The organism is Streptomyces beijiangensis (assembly GCF_017315755.1).
GTDB classification, from domain to species: Bacteria; Actinomycetota; Actinomycetes; order Streptomycetales; family Streptomycetaceae; genus Streptomyces; species Streptomyces beijiangensis.
In genome coordinates this window covers 1-17,913 of record NZ_JAFLRJ010000189.1, presented here as the reverse complement: position 1 = coordinate 17,913, position 17,913 = coordinate 1, and the positions used below count along the sequence as shown (strand labels likewise).

Sequence of the window (17,913 nt, the reverse complement as noted above, 5' to 3'; positions counted from 1 at the left end):
GCGCACGGCTTGCGGCCCCCACACGATGCGTAGAGGACCGGCCCCCGCCGGAGACCCGCTCCACCACCTCAGCGCTCTCGGGAGAACCTGCCGTGACCGTCAGTCTTGAGCAGTTGCGCCGTTGCCATGTAGCCGTCGACCTCGGGGCCGCCAGAACCCGGGTCTATGTGAAGGGGATGGGGCTCGTCGTCGACGAGCCGAGCGTCGCCGCCGTGAACATCCGTACCGGCGCGCTCATCGCCGTCGGCACCTTCGCCGAGCAGATGACCGGGCGTACGCCCGACCACATCCGGGTGGTGCGGCCCGTCTCGGGCGGCACCGTCATCGACATCGAGATGGCCCAGCGGATGCTGCGCCAGCTCCTGGGCACCACGCTGCGCCGCAGGCTCCGCCGCAAGCTGCGGCTGCGCGCCGCCGCCTGCACCCCGCACGACGCCGACCCGCTGGCCCAGCGCGCCGCCGTCGAGACCCTGGTCGGCCTGGGCGCGAGCCGGGTCGAACTGGTCGACACCCTCATCGCGGCCGCGGTCGGCTGCGGGCTCCCCGTCGAGCAGCCCACCGCCACCATGATCATGGTGTGCGGGGCCGCGTCCACCCAGATCGCCGTGCTCTCGCTCGGCTCGATCGTCACCGCCCAGCGCGTTCCTGTCGGCGGCGACGCCATCGACCGCGCGGTCATCGAGCACCTTCGCCACCAGCATGAACTGATGCTGCCGAGCCAGTCCGTACGCCCCCTGCAGCTGGCGCTCAGCGGCAACGGGCTCACCCTCCAGGGCCCGGTCTCCACCGAGATCCACGGCCGCGACGTGGCGACGGGTCTGGCCCGCTCGGTGCAGGTCGAGACGGCTGCCGTACGCAGCGCCATCCACACCCCGCTCACCGCGGTGCTCGACGGCATCGGCCGGGTGCTGCGCGACTGCCCGCCCGATCTCGTCGCCGACCTGGCCGACCGCGGGATCATGATGGTCGGTGGCAGCGCGCTGCTGCCCGGACTCGACCAGATGCTGCGCAATGCGACGGGCATGCCGGTGCACATCGCGGAGCGGCCCGACATCTGCGCGGTGCTCGGACTCGGGGCGATGCTCGACGGCAAGATCGCGCCGATGGTCCTCAACCCGCTCGTCGGATGACGCAGGAGGAGCCCGCCCGGCTGCCGATGCTGCTGGAGGCGGTGCTGAGCGTCGGCACCGACCTCGAACTGCACTCCACCCTGCAGCATCTGGTGGACTCCGCCACCGAGCTCACCGGGGCGCGGTACGGGTCGCTCGGGGTCCTCGACCCCGATTCCGGCCGGCTCACCGAACTGTTCACCTCGGGCGAGGCCGCGGAGACGCCGGCGGAGGGGGATGAGGATGGGGAGCAGGACCTGGTCCAGGTCCCCATCCGCGTCCACACGGAGGCGTTCGGCACGCTCCATCTCGCGGGAAAGAGGAGCGGGTCCTTCACCGAGGACGACGAAGCGCTGCTGCGGGTCCTCGCCTCCCAGGCCGGCATCGCGATCGGCAATGCGCGGCTGTACGAGACGGCCCGGCTGCGGGAGCGCTGGATCGAGGGCGCCGCGGCCGTCACCACCGCCCTGCTCACGGGCAGGAGCGCCGACGACGCCCTGCTGACCGTGGCCGAACGGGCCAGGATCCTGGCCGACGCGGCGGCGGGTGTGATCCTGCAGCCGACCGCGGCGGGCGGTATGGAGATCGTCGCCGCCTCGACGCTCGACGACCCGGGTGACCTGGTCGGCACGACGATCGCCCCAGGATCGCCGGTACTGGTCCAACTCCTCGGCGGAGAGCCGGTGTTCATCGAGGACTCCTCGACGGACCCCCGGATGACCACCCAGGTCAGGGCCAGATTCGGCCCGAGCATGATGCTGCCGCTGCAGAGCGGCGGCCGGCTGATCGGCACGCTCGCGCTGCCGCGGCGGCGCGGCGAGCGGCCGTACACCGCCGTGGACCGGCTGCTCGCCTCGCAGTTCGCCTCGCAGGCCGCGCTCGCGCTCGTCATGGCGGACGCGCAGCACAACCGGGAACAGCTCGCGGTGTACGAGGACCGCGACCGCATCGCCCGCGATCTGCACGACCTCGTCGTCCAACGGCTGTTCGCCACCGGGATGATGCTGGAGTCGACGCAACGGCGGACCGTCGCGCCCGACATGATCGAGCTGCTCGACCGGGCGGTGGACGAACTGCACGCCACGATCCATGAGGTGCGGACGGCGATCGTCACGCTGCAGCAACCGCCGCCGGATGCGCCGAACAGGATCGACTCACCCTGATCCGGCATGAATTGACCCGGTCCTTGTTCGAAATACCGTAACCCGTCCGAAATTCTGGCGTGACGGTAGAGGCTGGTGGCCCCGCCGGTCAACGGGCGGGACGAATATCTGCGCGTATCTGCGCGACCCATTGACGCGGAAGCGCTTCGACCTTACGTTCCGTTCGAAGTTACGGCCATCATTCGAAATTTCGAACACGGAACAGTGAGGGTGGGCATGGGAATACCTCCCCTGAACCGCCGGCAGGTACTGGCCGGTCTCGGCGGGGCCGCAGTCGCCGGCAGTCTCGGGTTCGCGACGCTGGGCACGGGCGCCGACGCGCTCGCCTCCGGCGCGGATGTCCGCGTCCGCTACTGGAACCTCTTCAGCGGCGGCGACGGCGCCAACATGATCGCGATGCTGGACGCCTTCCGCGCGGAGCACCCGGGCATCGCGGTCAAGGACTCCACGCTCCAATGGGGCAACCCCTTCTATACGAAGCTCGCCATGGCGGCAGCGGGCGACCGCGCCCCCGAGCTCGGCGTGATGCACCTGGGCCGGGTCGCGGGCTTCTCGCCGGGCCGGCTCCTCGACCCGTGGGACGAGGCACTCCTCGCCAAGTACGGCGTCCGCAAGGCGGATTACAACCCGGTGCTGTGGAACCGCGGTGTCATCGACGGCAAGCTCTACGCGCTGCCGCTCGACATCCACGTACAGCTCTGCTTCTACCGCAAGGACGTGCTGAAGAAGGCCGACCTGCTCGGCGACGACGGACGGATGATCCAGGTCACCTCCACCGACCAGTGGTTCGACGTTCTGAAGAAGGCCAGGAAGGTCCAGAAGAAGGGCCTGCAGACCATCGGCCTGTGGACCAATGACCAGAACTTCCAGTGGTGGTTCTTCGTCGCCTTCTACACCCAGCTCGGCGGCCAGTGGTTCAACGACGACACCCCCGCCAACACAGAGGTCCTCTTCGACGCCGACAAGGCCACCCAGGTCCTGGAGTTTTTCCGGCAGCACGTCACCGACGGATACGTCATCCCGGGCGCGCCGACCGGCGAGCAGTTCATCAACGGCGCCCCCTTCACCTGGGAGGGCAACTGGTCGGTGCCCGTCTTCTCCGGCGCGAAGCTGGATTACGGCGCGACCCCGCTGCCGCCCGTCTTCGGCAAGCCGGCCACGCACGCCGAGTCGCACTCGTTCGTCCTGCCGCACCAGGCGAACCGCGGCGGCGCCACCAACGAGGCCGCGCACCAGCTGGCCGCGTACATCGTCCAGCACGCCCAGCAGTGGGCGGCCGGCGGCCACATCCCCGCGTACACACCGACGCTGTCCACGGCCGCGTACAAGAAGCTCACCCCGCAGAACGAGTACGCGAGCGCCATGGACCACCAGGCCACCGAGCCGAAGGTGTGGTTCGCGGGCTCCACCGGCGTCCTCGCCCAGGACCTCGGCCCGATGGTCGTCTCCTCGACGATGGGCTCCGCCAAGCCGGCCTCCGTCGCTCAGCGCATGAAGAAGGAGCTCGCCAAGCTCCTCGCCTCGAAGAACCCGATGGACGGCACGACCGCCGCGCAGGGAGGTGCCGTCGCATGACGACGACCAGTGCTGAGACCGTCATCGCCCCGGTGCGGGCGAAGGCAGCGGCGAGCGGTGCGACCGTACGCCGCAAGCAGGGCTTCCAGCACGGGGGCTGGTTCATCGCCCCGTTCCTGCTGCTGTTCGGGATGTTCGTGATCTGGCCGCTGGTGCGCGGCATCTACCTCAGCTTCACGGACGCCAACATCTCCGGCGACGGGGCCAGTTTCATCGGCCTCGACAACTACCGCGAGGCGCTGGGCGACCAGGCGATGTGGGACGCGCTGGGCCACAGTGCGTACTTCACGCTGCTCGTCGTGCCGTGCATCACCGTCCTGGCCTTCCTGCTCGCGATGCTCGCCCACCACATCGAGCGCGCCAAATGGCTGTGGCGGCTGTGCTTCTTCGCCCCGTTCCTGCTGCCGTCCACGGTCGCGGCCAATATGTGGCAATGGCTGCTCACCCAGGGGATCGGCCTGTTCAACGAGACCTTCGGGCTCACCACGCCCTGGCTGACCGACAAGTCGTACGCGATGACCGCCATCGTCATCGAGACGCTGTGGTGGACGGTCGGCTTCTCGTTCATCCTCTACCTCGCCGCGCTCCAGGGCATCCCCGCCCACCTCTACGAGGCCGCGAAACTGGACGGTGCGAACGCCTGGCAGCGGATGGTCCACATCACGCTGCCGATGCTGCGCCACATCACCGGCCTGGTGTTCGCCCTCCAGGCCCTCGCCTCGCTCCAGCTCTTCGACCAGGCCGTGGCGATGATGGACTTCGGGCCAGGGCCCGAGCTCAGCACCCGCGCGTTCGTCCAGTACACCCTTGAACAGGGCTTCACCAGCTACCGCGTGGGCTATGCCTCCGCGATGTCCATCATCTTCTTCGTGATCATCGCGGCCGTCGCCCTCGGACGGATGGTGCTGCTGCGCAACCGTGAGGAGGGCGGCCGATGACCACCGCCACGACCACCACCCCGGCCCTCAAGACACCCAAGACACTCAAGACACTCAAGACACGTAAGGCCCGCAGGCCCTGGACGCCCAGCCAGATCGTCCTCACGCTGCTCGGCGTCGCCGTCTCCGCCGTCTTCGTGGCGCCGATCGCCGCGGCTGTGCTCACCTCGCTCAAGTCCGAGACCGAGGCCGCCGAGATCCCGCCGCACTGGCTGCCCAAGGTCTGGACGGTCCAGGCGTGGAAGGCGCTCTGGGAGACCGGCAATGTCTCCAACTGGTTCGTCAACTCCCTTGTGGTGTCGGTCCTGGTGACGGCCATCGTGCTCTCGGTCGCCGCTCTCGCCGGATACGGTTTCGCCCGTACGGAATTCCGCGGCAAGGGCGTCCTGATGGGCGTCGTGATGGCGGGCCTGATGGTCTCCCCGGCCGTGCTCGGCGTCCCCCTCTTCACCACCGTGCAGCAGATGGGGATGGTCGACACCTACTGGGGCATGATCCTGCCGCAGTGCGCGCCCGCAGCGATGGTCTACATCCTCTACAAGTTCTTCCAGGGCATCCCGAAGGAGCTGGAGGAGGCCGCGTTCATCGACGGCGCGGGCCGCTGGCGGGTGTTCTTCACCATCATCCTGCCGCTGTCGCGCCCCTCGCTCGCTGCCGTCGGCATCTTCACCTTCATCAGCTCGTGGAACAACTTCCTGTGGCCGTACATGGTCACCAACAACCCCGACCTGATGACCATGCCGAACGGCATCGCGACCGTCATGAACTCCTATGGCATCCAGTGGGCGCAGCTGATGGCCGGCGGCCTGATGGCGGGCCTGCCGCTCATCATCGTCTTCGTCTTCTTCCAGCGTCAGATCGTCGCCGGCGTGGCCCACACGGGCCTGGCCGGACAGTGAGCGGGAGGCTCCGGATGTCCTTGCGTACAAGAGCCGCGGCCGTCTTCGCGGCCGTGCTGCTCGCGCTGCTCCCGGCCACCGCGAGCAGCGCCGCGACCTACCCCGACCCCCTGCCCCTCACCGGCCAGGAGATCATCCACGACCCCACGGTCATCCATCTCAAGAACGGCCAGTACGTCGCGTACTCGACCGGCGGCGTGATCGGAGCCCGGCTCTCGACCGACCTCCACCACTGGGACGACGCGGGGAACGCCTTCGCCACCCCGCCCTCCTGGTGGTACGAGTACAACTCCACCGGCGACCCCTGGGCGCCCGACATCTCCTACCGCGACGGCCAGTACTGGCTCTACTACGCCGTCTCCTCCTGGGGCACCAACCACTCCGCGATCGGCGTCGCCACCTCCCGCACCGGCATGCCCGGCAGCTGGACCGACCGCGGCAAGGTCTTCACCTCCGAGACGACCGACACCTGGAACGCCATCGACCCCGGCATCGTCCAGGCCCCCGGCCACCTCTGGATGGCCTTCGGTTCGTACTGGTCCGGCATCCGCATGGTCAGGCTCGACCGCCGTACGGGAAAGGCCGACCCGTCGCACCCGACGGTCCGCCATCTCGCGACGCGCCCCGACCTGCCGTACGCGGTGGAGGGCCCGGCTGTCGTCCAGCATGGGCACTACTTCTACCTGTTCGCCTCCTACGACGCGTGCTGCGCGGGCGTGAACTCCACGTACAAGATCAAGGTAGGCCGCTCGACCTCCGTCACAGGCCCGTACGTCGACTCGACCGGGTCCCCCATGCTCGACGGCGGCGGTGATCTGCTCCTGGCCGGGCACGGCCGGTACATCGGCACCGGCGGCGAGTCCGTCTTCCGTGACCACGGCCACGACGTCCTCGCGTACCACTACTACGACGGCGACGACAGCGGCACACCCAAGCTGGGCCTCAACACGCTGCAATGGCGCGGCGGCTGGCCCACGGTGTCCTGACCACCACTGTCCTCCTGAAAGGAAGCCATGTCCCTCCGCACCTCCCGCTTCACCCTCGACCCCGCCTTCGCCGTGGGCGCCGTCGATCCGCGCCTCTTCGGCTCCTTTGTCGAACACCTCGGCCGCTGCGTCTACGACGGCATCCACGAGCCGGGACACCCCGCGGCCGACGAGGCGGGACTGCGCACCGACGTCCTCGCCCTGATCCGTGAACTCGGCGTCACCGCGATCCGCTACCCCGGCGGCAACTTCGTTTCCGGCTACAAGTGGGAGGACTCCGTCGGCCCCGCCGAGGACCGCCCGCGCCGTCTCGACCTCGCCTGGCGCTCCACGGAGACGAACCGTTTCGGCCTCTCCGAGTACATCGCCTTCCTGAAGAAGATCGGCCCGCAGGCCGAGCCGATGATGGCGGTCAACCTCGGGACACGCGGCGTCGCCGAAGCGCTCGAACTGCAGGAGTACGCCAACCACCCGGCCGGCACCGAGCTCTCCGAGCGCCGCATATCCCACGGCGACAAGAACCCCTTCGGCATCAAGATGTGGTGCCTGGGCAACGAGATGGACGGCCCCTGGCAGACCGGCCACAAGACCGCCGAGGAGTACGGCCGCCTCGCCGCCGAGACCGCCCGCGCGATGCGCCAGATCGACCCGTCGGTGGAGCTCGTCGCGTGCGGTTCGTCCGGCCAGTCGATGGACACCTTCGCGGAGTGGGAGGCCACGGTCCTCGCCGAGACGTACGACCTCGTCGACTACATCTCGCTGCACGCCTACTACGAGGAGCACGACGGCGACCGCGACTCCTTCCTCGCCTCCGCCGTCGACATGGAGTCCTTCATCGACAACGTGGTCGCGACGTGCGACCACGTGGGCGCCCGCCTCAAGTCGAAGAAGAGGATCAACCTCTCCTTCGACGAGTGGAACGTCTGGTACATGAGCCGTACGGAGTCCGAGGTCAGCGCCCTGGACTGGCCGGAGGCGCCCCGCCTGCTGGAGGACAACTACAGCCTGACGGACGCGATCGTCTTCGGCTCGCTGCTGATCGCCCTGCTCCGGCACGCGGACCGGGTGACCGTCGCCTGCCTGGCCCAGCTGGTCAACGTCATCGCGCCGATCATGACGGAGCCGGGCGGTCCGGCGTGGAAGCAGACGACGTTCTTCCCGTTCGCGCAGGCGGCGAAGTACGGGCGCGGGCAGGTCCTCGACGTACGGGTGGACTCGCCGACGTACGAGACGGCGAAGTACGGCAAGACCGATCTGCTCCACGCGACGGCGGTGCGGGCCGAGGACGGCACGGTCACGGTGTTCGCCGTGAACCGCAGCCAGACCGAGGCGCTCCCGCTCGAAGTGGCCTTGAACGGGCTGGACTTGACACAGGTCGCCGAGCACAGCGTCCTCGCGGACGCCGACCCCGAGGCCCGCAACACCCTGGCCGAGCCGGAGCGGATCGCTCCGCACGCTGCCGGGGGGACGGAGCTGGAGGACGGCATCCTGCGCGCCACGCTGGAGCCGCTGTCGTGGAACGTCATCCGCCTGGCGTGACGGGCCGCGCGCGGGCGGCGGTGGACGGGGTCGGCTCGCCGTCGCCGCCGCCCGCGTGGTGAACCGGGGGGCCGCCGTACAGCACCGTGCTCAGCGCGTGGAGGTGTACGTACAGGAAGTTGCCCTGGGCGGAGTCGGGCGGCAGGGGAAATGCGTGGTGTGACGCAGGTGACGCGCGAGGCGGAGGTGAACCCCAATTACCGCCCGCACAAGGCAAATTGACGGACCGTCAAAGTCTGTCCAACCCGTTGACGCGCAAGCGCTTCGACCCTACGTTCCGTCCGAAGCCGCGATCACTGTCCGGCATCCCGAACAACTTCCCCCCGAAGGGAGCCCTCTGTGAGCCGCACCTCCCGCAGAGCCGTGCTCGCCCCGCTGCTCGCCGCCGTCCTGCTCGCCCTGGTCCCCGGTACCGCCTCCGCCTACCCCAACCCGGGCACGGTCACCGGCGACGTCGTCGTCCACGACCCGACGATGGTCAAGACCTCCGCAGGCAAGTACCTGCTCTACGCCACCGGCGGAGGACTCGCCTCCAAGAGCTCCACGGACCGGACCGCCTTCACCGCGGGCAGCGATGCCTTCGCCACGAAGCCGGGCTGGTGGTCCTCGTACGCCACCGAGGCATGGGCGCCCGACATCTCGTACCACGGCGGCAAGTACCTGATGTACTACGCCGTTTCGGCCTTCGGCTCCAACACCTCGGCGATCGGTCTGGCCGGCTCGACGACCGGTCTGCCCGGCTCCTGGACGGACTACGGATCCGTCTACACCTCCACGTCCGCCAGCGACTACAACGCCATCGACCCGAACCTCTTCGTGGACGACGACGGCTCCTGGTGGCTGTCCTTCGGCTCCTGGTGGACGGGGATCAAGATGATCCGGATCGACCCGTCCACCGGCAAACAGCTCGCCTCGAACACGACGCGCTATTCACTGGCCTCCCGCCCCACGGGCACCAAGGCCGTCGAGGCGCCGTACATCGTCAAGCGCAACGGCTACTACTACCTCTTCGCCTCGTACGACGTGTGCTGCGCGGGCACCAGCTCGACGTACAAGGTCAAGGTCGGCCGCGCCACCAGTGTCACCGGCCCCTACGCCGACGCGAGCGGCACCGCGATGCTCAGCAACGGCGGCACGGTCGTCCTGGCCACCCACGGCAACTACATCGGCCCGGGCGGCCAGTCGATCATGGCCGACTCCGACGGCGACCTGATCGTCTACCACTACTACGACGGCGCGGACAGCGGCACTCCGAAGCTCGGCATCAACCTGCTGAACTGGAGCACCGGCTGGCCGGTCGCGTACTGAACTACACCGCGACCGCGGCCCGGAGGACAGCGGCGATCAGCCGCTCGTTCTCCGGCGCCGCGCCACCGGGGAAGGCGAACCGACGGCGCGTGTAGGCGTATGAGACGCCGTTGCGCGGGTCGGCGAGGGCGAGGGCGCCCGCCGCACCGCTGTGTCCGATGGCGTCCGCCCCGAGCGGGCGGTAGCTCTGCCCCAGGGCCTGGAAGCCGAGCCCGAAGGTGTTGTCCTCCCCGCCGGTCACCAGGTCACGCCCCACGGAGTGGATCCGGGAGAACTCGGAGTACGTACCGGGATCGAGCAGCGCCGTCCCGACGCCGTCGACCCCACCGATGACCGCCGCGTACATACCGGCGAGCCCGCGGGCGTTGCCGACGCCGCCGGCCGAGGCCTGGCCCTTGGCCCGTACGGCACGGGTGTTGATGAAGTCGACCAGGTCGAGAGGCTCCTTGCCGTTGGAGCCGAAGGAGATGCCGACCAGGCTCTGCGGGGACGACGCATTGGCCGCGAGCTCGGCCTGCTGTGCCTCGGTCGGAAGCATGGGAAGGACCGGCCGGTAGCGGGCCTCCAGCTCCTCGGGCAGCCCGAGGTGGAGATCAAGCGCGTACGGCGCCCGTATGCGCTCCTCGAAGATCTCCTGGATGGACTGCCCGGTGACCCGCCGTACGACCTCACCGGTCAGCGCGCCGATCACCAGCGCGTGATACCCGAAACCGGCCCCCGGCCGCCAGAACGGCCGCTGGCCCGCGAGCCGGGCGGCGAGCAGCCGGTCGTCGGCGTACTCCTCCGGACTGAACCCGTCGTCGGCGCCAACGGCCCCCGAACGGTGGGCGAGCAGGTCCCGGAGCGTGACCGATCCCTTGCCCTCGGCGGCGAACTCAGGCCAGTAGAAGGCCACTTCCTTGTCCAGCTCCAGTACACCGTCCTGCACGAGAAGCGCCACGACGAGGTGAGCTGCCCCCTTGGTGGCGGAGTAGACGCCGGTGAGGGAGTCCCCGGTGACGCTGTCCCCATTCCAGAGATCCACCACCAGCCGGCCGTGGTGATACGCGGCGAGCTGTGCACCGGGATCGTCGGCCTCCCCGGCGACGAACGCGCCGAACTCCTCCCGTACGCCCTCGAATCCCTCTGCGACAGTGCCGTGGACGGTGGCGTTCTTGTTCTCTGGCATGTGCGGTGCCCTCCCCATGGCAATCATCTACAGTGCCCGATCCAGCGCACGGGAGGCCCGGGATATTCCTGGCCGGAGCCGCTCCCTCAGCGCGTGGTGGCGACCAGCCGGCCCAGGACTCCGAGCACGCTCCGCAGGTCGTGGTCGTCCACCGCGACTGTCGCCGCTGCCCGTGCGTCCGCCGAGGAATTGAACGCCACGCTCAGCCCGACCTTCGCGAACAGGGGCAGATCGGAACGGCTGTCGCCGACGGCCGCACACGAGTGGGGGGCCAGCCCCAGTTCGCGTGCCTGCGCAAGGGCGAAGTCGCGCTTGTCGTACTCGTCGAAGTGCTGCGCCACGCGTCCCGTGAACCGGCCGTCGGCGATCTCCGGACGAGGCCCGCAGTACGAGTGGAAGCCGAAGCGGCCGGCCAGATAACTGCCGACGGGGGACCACGCCAGAGTGGCCAGTACGGGCACCAGCCCGTTCAGCCGGCACCAGGCCACGGTTTCCGGGATGCCCGGGACCAGCGGAAGGGCGTCGAGCCTGCCGTCGATCCGCTCCACGGGCACGCCTGCCCAGCCCGCCGCGTCCAGCTCGGCGACGTGGTGATTGTTCAGCACGCCGGAGGCGTAGCCGGCCTCGGCTCTCGCCAACTCGTCGTGGTGGCCGAGGAAGTGGGCCAGGAAGGCCGACGAACTGGTACCCGGGACGAGGGTGCCGTCGACATCGAAGAACACGGCGCCGAGGTGACCGGGTGAGTGCACCGGCCAAGGATGCCCCACGTCCATCCAGAGGGTCCAGACGTGGCTGTGCGCCCGCACAGGGTCAGAACCCGCGGGGGCGCACAGCGGCTGAGGGTGTCAGCGGGTCGAGAAGGTGTGGAGCGTCGTCGTGCGGTAGGTCTGGCCCGGGCGAAGCACCGTCGAAGGGAACGACGGCTGGTTCGGGGAGTCCGGGAAGTGCTGGGTCTCCAGGCACAGGGCGTCACCCTGGCGGTAGATGTGGCCGGAGGTGCCGACCAGGGTGCCGTCCAGGAAGTTGCCCGAGTAGAACTGCAGGCCGGGCTCCGTGGTGTGGATCTTCATGACGCGGCCCGAAGACGGGTCGGTGAGCGTGAGCGCGTACTCGGGCTCGGCCGTGATGCCCTTGTCCAGGGCCCAGTTGTGGTCGATGCCCTTGCCGTACAGGAGCTGCTGGTTCGCCTTGCGGATGTCCGCGCCGACCGTCTTCGTACGGCGGAAGTCGAAGGGCGTTCCTGCCACCTTGGCCAGTTCGCCCGTGGGGATCAGGGTCGAGTCGACCGGGGTGTAGCGCGAGGCGGCCAGTTCCAGGGTGTGGTCGTAGATCGAGCCCGAGCCCTCACCGGCGAGGTTGAAATAGGTGTGGTTGGTGAGGTTGACGACCGTGGGCTTGTCCGTCGTCGCCTCGTAGTCGATGCGCCATTCGCCGCGCGCCGTGAGGGTGTAGACGACCTTGACCTTGAGGTTCCCCGGGTAGCCCATCTCGCCGTCGGGCGAAGTGCGCGTCAGGATCAGTCCGGCGTCGGAGCCCTTCGTGTACGGGGCCACGTTCCAGAGCTGCTTGTCGAAGCCCTTCGTGCCGCCGTGCAGGGTGTTCACGCCGTCGTTCAGGGGGAGTTGGTAGGTCTTCCCGTCCAGCGTGAACTTGCCCGCCGCGATCCTGTTCCCGAACCGGCCGATCAGGCCGCCGAAGAACGGGGACTTCGCCACGTAGTCCGCGAGGTTGTCGAAGCCGAGCGCGACGTTCGTGGAGCGGCCCCTGCGGTCCGGGAGCTCCAGACGGTGGATGATTCCGCCGTACGAGAGGACCTGGAGGCGGGTGCCTCCGTTGGCGATGGTCCAGACGTACACCTTCGTGCCGTCGTCCAGGCTGCCGAAGTACTCCTTCGACGGGGTGCGTGACGGGCGCGAAGCGGCCTGCGCCTGCGTCGTCGTGCCGAGCGTGGTGGCGGCCAGCCCTGCGGCCGCCGTCGCTGCTATTACTGCGCGTCTGCTGGTGTTCATGTGCGGCTCCTGAGAGGGGAGTTACGTTACGAACCGACCTTGCGCTTGTTGTAGACGTCGAAGCCGACCGCAGCGAGGAGCACGAGCCCCTTGATGACCTGCTGGTAGTCGGTGCCGATGCCCACGAGGGACATGCCGTTGTTGAGCACGCCCAGGACCAGACCGCCGATGATCGCGCCGAATACCGTGCCGACTCCACCGCTCATCGAGGCGCCGCCGATGAACGAGGCGGCGATCGCTTCGAGTTCGAAGTTCACACCGGCGTTGGGGGTGCCCGCGTTGAGGCGTGCGGCGAAGACGATGCCCGCCAGGGCCGCGAGGACGCCCATGTTCACGAAGACCAGGAAGGTGACGCGCTTGTCCTTGACGCCGGAGAGCTTGGCCGCGGCCTGGTTGCCGCCGAGCGCGTAGACGTGGCGTCCGACGATCGCGTTGCGCATCACGAAGCCGAGTCCGATGAGCAGGGCGGCCAGGATGAGCAGCACCACGGGGACGCCCCGGTAGCTGGCGAGGGTCATCGTGAAGGCGAGGACAGCCGCGATCATCGCCACCAGCTTGGTGATGAAGATCCCCTTCGGCAGGACGTCGAGTTCGTACTCCTGCTCGCGGCGGCGCGAGCGGAGCTCCTGGACCACGACCACCGCGATCAGGACCAGACCCATCAGCACGGTCAGGTTGTGGTAGTTGGTGTTCGGGCCGACCGAGGGCAGATAGCCGGTGGAGATCTTCTGGAAGCCCTCGGGGAAGGGGCCGAGCGAACGCGAGCCGAGCATGATCTGCGTGGCGCCGCGGAAGATCAGCATTCCAGCGAGGGTCACGATGAAGGATGGAATTCCCACGTACGCGATCCAGAAGCCCTGCCAGGCGCCCGCCACCGCGCCGATCACCAGCCCGATGACCAGGGCCAGGACCCAGGGGACCTTATGTTCGACCATCATCACCGCGCACGCGGCCGACACGAAGGCCGCCAGCGAGCCGACCGAGAGGTCGATGTGGCCCGCGATGATGACGATCATCATGCCGATGGCCAGGACCAGGATGTAGCTGTTCTGGAGGACCAGGTTGGTGACGTTGTTCGGCTTGAGCAGAACGCCGTCGGTCCATATCTGGAACAGGACGACGATCAGGCCGAGTGCGATCAGCATCCCGTACTGGCGCATATTGCGGCGCGCCGATTCCAGGAGCAGGGCCCCGGCGGTGGGTCCGGTGGAGCGGGGCGCCGGCGGAGCGCTCTTCTTGATGTCGGTGGGAACGGGGCCCATGTCGGCTACCTCTTGTCCATGGTCATGTGGCGCATCAGAACTTCTTGTGTCGCTTCGGCTCTGGAGATCTCACCGGTGAGCCGGCCGGCCGCCATCGTGTAGATGCGGTCGCACATGCCGAGCAGTTCGGGGAGTTCGGAGGAGATGAAGACGACGGCTTTGCCTTCGGCTGCCAGTTGGTCGATGACGGTGTAGATCTCGTACTTGGCGCCGACGTCGATGCCGCGGGTCGGTTCGTCCAGGATCAGGACATCGGGGCCCGCGAAGATCCACTTGGAGAGGACGACCTTCTGCTGGTTGCCGCCGGAGAGCCGCCCGACCTGCTCGAAGACGGTCGGGGTCTTGATGTTCATGGTTTTACGGAACGACTCGGCGACCCGGGTCTCCTCGTGCTCGTCGACCACCCCGCGCTTCGTCACCTTGGGCAGGGCGCTCAGGGTGATGTTGCGGCTGATGGTGTCGATGAGGTTGAGGCCGTACTGCTTGCGGTCCTCGGTGACGTACGCGATCCCATGACCGACCGCCTCGGGGACGGTCTTCGTACGGATCTGCTTGCCGTCCTTGAAGACCGTGCCGCTGATGTTGCGGCCGTAACTCCGCCCGAAGACGCTCATCGCGAGCTCGGTGCGGCCCGCCCCCATCAGCCCCGCGATGCCGACGATCTCGCCGCGACGCACATGCACCGAGACGTTGTCGACGACCTTGCGCTGCTGGTCGATGGGGTGGTGGACGGTCCAGTCGCGGACTTCGAGCGCCGGATGGGTGTCCGCGGTCCCGTCGTACGGCGTCCGGTCGGGGAAGCGGTGGTCGAGGTCGCGGCCCACCATGGAGCTGATGATCCGGTCCTCGGTCGTCTCCTCCGAGCGCACATCGAGGGTCTCGATGGTCCTGCCGTCGCGCAGGACCGTGACGGAGTCGGCGACCGCCGAGATCTCGTTGAGCTTGTGGGAGATGATGATCGAGGTGATGCCCTGCTCCTTCAACTCCAGTATGAGTCGCAGGAGTTGGGCACTGTCCTCGTCATTCAGGGCAGCCGTCGGCTCGTCGAGGATCAGCAGTTTGACCTTCTTGGAGAGAGCCTTGGCGATCTCCACGAGCTGCTGCTTGCCGACCCCGATGTCCGCAACCCGGGTCTGCGGGTGCTCCTTCAGCCCGACCCGCTTCAGCAGCCTCGAGGCGTGCTTGAGCGTCTCGTTCCAGCTGATGATGCCCCGGGCCGCGTGCTCGTTGCCGAGGAAGATGTTCTCGGCGATCGAGAGGTACGGGACGAGCGCCAGCTCCTGATGGATGATGACGATCCCGCGTGCCTCGCTCGCCCGGATGTCCTTGAACGAGCAGCCCTCGCCCTGGAAACGGATCTCGCCGTCATAACTCCCGTGCGGATGAACCCCGCTGAGGACCTTCATCAGGGTCGACTTGCCTGCGCCGTTCTCCCCGCAGATCGCGTGGACCTCCCCGGCGGCGACAGTCAGTGTCACATCGGAGAGCGCCTTGACCCCGGGGAAGGTCTTGACGATCGAGCGCATCTCCAGGACGGGGGCTCCGGTCACTTCAGGTCACTCGCCTTGATGTAGCCCGAGTCGACCAGTTCCTTCTGGTAGTTGGTCTTGTCGACGGGGACCGGGTTGAGCAGATACGAGGGGACGATCTTGGTGCCGTTGTTGTACGACTTGGTGTCGTTGGTCTCCGGCGTCTTGCCCGTGAGCATCGCGTCCGCCATCTGCACGGTGACCTTGGCGAGCGCGCGGGTGTCCTTGTAGACGGTCATCGTCTGCTCGCCCGCGATGATCGACTTCACCGAGGCGACTTCCGCGTCCTGCCCGGAGATGACCGGCAGCGGCTTGGAGGCGGACCCGTAACCGTCGGACTTCAGGGAGGAGAGGATGCCGATCGATATCCCGTCGTACGGGGAGAGGACCGCGTCGAGATTGGCGGCGGAGTACGCCTTGGTCAGCAGGTTGTCCATGCGCTTCTGGGCGGTGCCGCCGTCCCAGCCCTGGGTGGTGACCTGGTTGAGGTCCTTCTGGCCACTCTTGATGACCAGCTGCTTCTTGTCGATGTACGGCTTCAGCGTCTTCATGGCGCCGTCGAAGAAGTAGCGCGTGTTGTTGTCGTCGGGGGAGCCGGCGAAGAGCTCGATGTTGAACGGGCCCTTCTTGGCACCGGACTTGAGGCCGAGCTTGTCGACCAGGTACGTGGCCTGGAGGACGCCCACCTTCTCGTTGTCGAACGAGGCGTAGTAGTCGACGTTCTTGCTGCCGAGGATCAGACGGTCGTAGGAGATCACCTTGATGTGCTGGTCGGCGGCCTGCTGCAGGACGTCGGTGAGTGCCTTGCCGTCGATGGCCGCGATGACCAGGACGTTGACGCCCTTGGTGATCATGTTCTCGATCTGGTTGACCTGCTGGTCGACGCTGTTCTCGCCGTACTGGAGGTTGGTCTTGTAGCCCATTGCCTGGAACTGTTTGACCATGTTGTTGCCGTCGGCGATCCACCGCTCGGAGGACTTGGTCGGCATGGCTATCCCGATCGTGGACCCCTTGCCGCCCGACTTGGTCTCCTTGGATCCACCGGAGCCGCTCTGGCCGCAGGCGGCGAGAGCGAGGGTGAGGGATCCGGCGATCAGGGTGAGTGCTGCTCTGCGCGTGCGCATGGTCATCAGTCCTCAGTGGAGGTCGATACGGGGAAACGGTGGAGGGTGCCGGGCAGCCTGGAGCCGAGCGGGGACATGCCGCCGTCCGCGCCGTGCCGGGCCAGCAGATCCAGGGCGAGACGGCCGCGGCGGACGCGCTCGCGTGCGGTGTTGAGCGTGTGGTCGCGCAGTTGGGCGCCGTAGGGGTAGATCCCGGGGGACTTCGACAGACCGAACTTGAGATAGATCGGGGCGCCGCGCCGGATCAGCTCGGCGGCCTCGTACATCCGGACATAGCCGCCGAGGTCGTCGGGGGCCTCGATGTAGAGGTCCATGGGGGTGGCGGAGACCCGGCGGATCTCCGTGAAGTGAGCGAGCGTGAGGTCGGAGGGGATGTTGATGGAGTCCGCGCCGAGCTGCTCGTAGACGGCGTAGGCGGCCGGGTTGACCGGTCCGATCAGCGCCGAGACCTTGAAGGTGGTGTCCGCGGGCAGCACGCCCTGGACGCGCAGCCGGTGCAGCGACCAGAGGACACCCTCGTCGGCGACGAGAAGGCACTTCACACCCAGCTCCGTCGCGCGCAGAGCGTCCTCGATGCACCCCGCGAGGGCGTCGTGGCCGCGGGCACGCAGCCCGGCGCCGCCCGAGTCCGTACGGGTGGAGCCGCCGATGTCCCAGGTGCCGCGCGGCCCGGTGAAGAGGCAGAGCTCGATGTCACGCTCGGCGCAGGCCTCCACCATGTCGGTGATCTCCGCGTCGGTCAGCATCCAGACGCCGCTGCCCTGGCTGATGCGGTGGATCGGCACATCGAGCCTGGAGGACTCCTTCAGTACGACGGCGAGCGCTTCCGGCCCCTCCACGGAGGGGATCTCGGTGCGCCAGGTGCCGCCGTCGGGGAAGGCGTGCGGGGAGGCGTCGGCGGGATTGTCGGCGGGCGCGGCGAGGCCGAGCGCGGTGAGGGCCTGCTCGCCGGGGCGGCGGGCTCCTGAGGGGGTGGTCACGTGGCTCCTCGGTGTTCGAAATTTCGTACGCAGTTCGGGTATCAGGGCATGGAGCTGTCACTCCGGATGCAGCAGGACCTTGCCGACCTTCGGGTCGCCGCTGCCCACCAGGTCGATGGCGTGCGGGAATTCGGCGAGCGCGAGTTCATGGGTGATCAGCGGTACGGGATCGAGCAGACCCGCGCCGAAGACCCGTACCGCGTGCGCCCAGGCGGCCGGGGGTGCGCCGAACACGGTCTGCACCTCCAGCTGCCGTACGACCAGATCGGTCGGGTCGAGCCCCTGCGCGCCGGCCGCCGGGATCCCGGCGGCCGGCGCGCAGGG

14 protein-coding genes and 2 pseudogenes are annotated in these 17,913 nt (G+C 68.2%); 8 read left to right on the top strand and 8 right to left on the bottom strand.

Features of this window, described 5'->3' with window-relative positions:
• Positions 1 to 92 precede the first annotated feature (92 nt).
• The 8 genes and pseudogenes from J0695_RS20745 (at position 93) to J0695_RS20710 (ending at position 9,517) form a co-directional block, all read left to right on the top strand.
• Positions 93 to 1,130: a rod shape-determining protein gene (locus J0695_RS20745; RefSeq protein WP_206963613.1), complete on the top strand. Its 1,038-nt coding sequence runs from the start codon at positions 93 to 95 to the stop codon at positions 1,128 to 1,130.
• Positions 1,127 to 2,251: pseudogene (locus J0695_RS20740) on the top strand (sensor histidine kinase); the annotation flags it as partial. The gene J0695_RS20745 and the pseudogene J0695_RS20740, both read left to right, overlap by 4 nt.
• A 237-nt stretch (positions 2,252 to 2,488) precedes the next feature.
• Complete coding sequence (locus J0695_RS20735; protein WP_206963612.1) at positions 2,489 to 3,847, top strand: extracellular solute-binding protein; 1,359 nt, start codon at positions 2,489 to 2,491, stop codon at positions 3,845 to 3,847.
• Entirely contained in the window at positions 3,844 to 4,785 is a 942-nt protein-coding gene (locus J0695_RS20730; protein ID WP_206963611.1) for a carbohydrate ABC transporter permease, read from the top strand. The genes J0695_RS20735 and J0695_RS20730 overlap by 4 nt, the downstream gene beginning before the upstream one ends.
• Positions 4,782 to 5,684: a carbohydrate ABC transporter permease gene (locus tag J0695_RS20725; RefSeq protein ID WP_242552962.1), complete on the top strand. Its 903-nt coding sequence runs from the start codon at positions 4,782 to 4,784 to the stop codon at positions 5,682 to 5,684. The genes J0695_RS20730 and J0695_RS20725 overlap by 4 nt, the downstream gene beginning before the upstream one ends.
• 14 nt (positions 5,685 to 5,698) lie before the next feature.
• Positions 5,699 to 6,670, top strand: coding sequence for an arabinan endo-1,5-alpha-L-arabinosidase (locus J0695_RS20720; RefSeq protein WP_206963610.1), 972 nt, complete (start codon positions 5,699 to 5,701; stop codon positions 6,668 to 6,670).
• Between the two features lie 27 nt (positions 6,671 to 6,697).
• Complete coding sequence (gene arfA / locus J0695_RS20715; RefSeq protein WP_206963609.1) at positions 6,698 to 8,209, top strand: arabinosylfuranosidase ArfA; 1,512 nt, start codon at positions 6,698 to 6,700, stop codon at positions 8,207 to 8,209.
• A 339-nt stretch (positions 8,210 to 8,548) separates the two neighbouring features.
• Positions 8,549 to 9,517 carry an arabinan endo-1,5-alpha-L-arabinosidase gene (locus J0695_RS20710; protein WP_206963608.1) on the top strand — a complete coding sequence of 323 codons (969 nt, stop codon included), beginning with the start codon at positions 8,549 to 8,551 and terminating at the stop codon, positions 9,515 to 9,517.
• A gap of 1 nt (position 9,518) precedes the next feature.
• On the opposite strand, the gene J0695_RS20705 is transcribed toward J0695_RS20710, so the two are convergent.
• The 8 genes and pseudogenes from J0695_RS20705 to J0695_RS20670 form a co-directional block, all read right to left on the bottom strand.
• A complete protein-coding gene (locus J0695_RS20705) occupies positions 9,519 to 10,685 on the bottom strand; it encodes a serine hydrolase domain-containing protein (protein ID WP_206963607.1) in 1,167 nt (388 codons plus the stop codon).
• A gap of 86 nt (positions 10,686 to 10,771) precedes the next feature.
• Positions 10,772 to 11,407, bottom strand: a complete 636-nt coding sequence (locus tag J0695_RS20700) for an HAD family hydrolase (RefSeq protein WP_206963626.1) — start codon at positions 11,405 to 11,407, stop codon at positions 10,772 to 10,774.
• A 123-nt stretch (positions 11,408 to 11,530) separates the two neighbouring features.
• Entirely contained in the window at positions 11,531 to 12,694 is a 1,164-nt protein-coding gene (locus tag J0695_RS20695; protein WP_206963606.1) for an aldose epimerase family protein, read from the bottom strand.
• A gap of 26 nt (positions 12,695 to 12,720) precedes the next feature.
• On the bottom strand, positions 12,721 to 13,956 hold the full coding sequence (gene mmsB / locus J0695_RS20690; protein ID WP_206963605.1) for a multiple monosaccharide ABC transporter permease: 1,236 nt from the start codon (positions 13,954 to 13,956) through the stop codon (positions 12,721 to 12,723).
• Between the two features lie 5 nt (positions 13,957 to 13,961).
• On the bottom strand, positions 13,962 to 15,482 hold the full coding sequence (gene mmsA / locus J0695_RS20685) for a multiple monosaccharide ABC transporter ATP-binding protein (RefSeq protein ID WP_206963625.1): 1,521 nt from the start codon (positions 15,480 to 15,482) through the stop codon (positions 13,962 to 13,964).
• Positions 15,483 to 15,502: 20 nt separating this feature from the next.
• Positions 15,503 to 16,609, bottom strand: a complete 1,107-nt coding sequence (gene chvE / locus J0695_RS20680; protein ID WP_372445804.1) for a multiple monosaccharide ABC transporter substrate-binding protein — start codon at positions 16,607 to 16,609, stop codon at positions 15,503 to 15,505.
• 5 nt (positions 16,610 to 16,614) lie between these two features.
• Entirely contained in the window at positions 16,615 to 17,589 is a 975-nt protein-coding gene (locus J0695_RS20675; RefSeq protein WP_206963603.1) for a hypothetical protein, read from the bottom strand.
• Between the two features lie 57 nt (positions 17,590 to 17,646).
• Positions 17,647 to 17,913: pseudogene (locus tag J0695_RS20670) on the bottom strand (dehydrogenase); the annotation flags it as partial.

Coding starts and splice junctions, on each gene's coding strand:
- J0695_RS20735 (WP_206963612.1), top strand. CDS start 2,489: ATGGGAATACCTCCCCTGAACCGCCGGCAGGTACTGGCCGGTCTCGGC.
- J0695_RS20730 (WP_206963611.1), top strand. CDS start 3,844: ATGACGACGACCAGTGCTGAGACCGTCATCGCCCCGGTGCGGGCGAAG.
- J0695_RS20725 (WP_242552962.1), top strand. CDS start 4,782: ATGACCACCGCCACGACCACCACCCCGGCCCTCAAGACACCCAAGACA.
- J0695_RS20720 (WP_206963610.1), top strand. CDS start 5,699: ATGTCCTTGCGTACAAGAGCCGCGGCCGTCTTCGCGGCCGTGCTGCTC.
- arfA (WP_206963609.1), top strand. CDS start 6,698: ATGTCCCTCCGCACCTCCCGCTTCACCCTCGACCCCGCCTTCGCCGTG.
- J0695_RS20705 (WP_206963607.1), bottom strand. CDS start 10,685: ATGCCAGAGAACAAGAACGCCACCGTCCACGGCACTGTCGCAGAGGGA.
- J0695_RS20695 (WP_206963606.1), bottom strand. CDS start 12,694: ATGAACACCAGCAGACGCGCAGTAATAGCAGCGACGGCGGCCGCAGGG.
- mmsB (WP_206963605.1), bottom strand. CDS start 13,956: ATGGGCCCCGTTCCCACCGACATCAAGAAGAGCGCTCCGCCGGCGCCC.
- mmsA (WP_206963625.1), bottom strand. CDS start 15,482: ATGCGCTCGATCGTCAAGACCTTCCCCGGGGTCAAGGCGCTCTCCGAT.
- chvE (WP_372445804.1), bottom strand. CDS start 16,609: ATGCGCACGCGCAGAGCAGCACTCACCCTGATCGCCGGATCCCTCACC.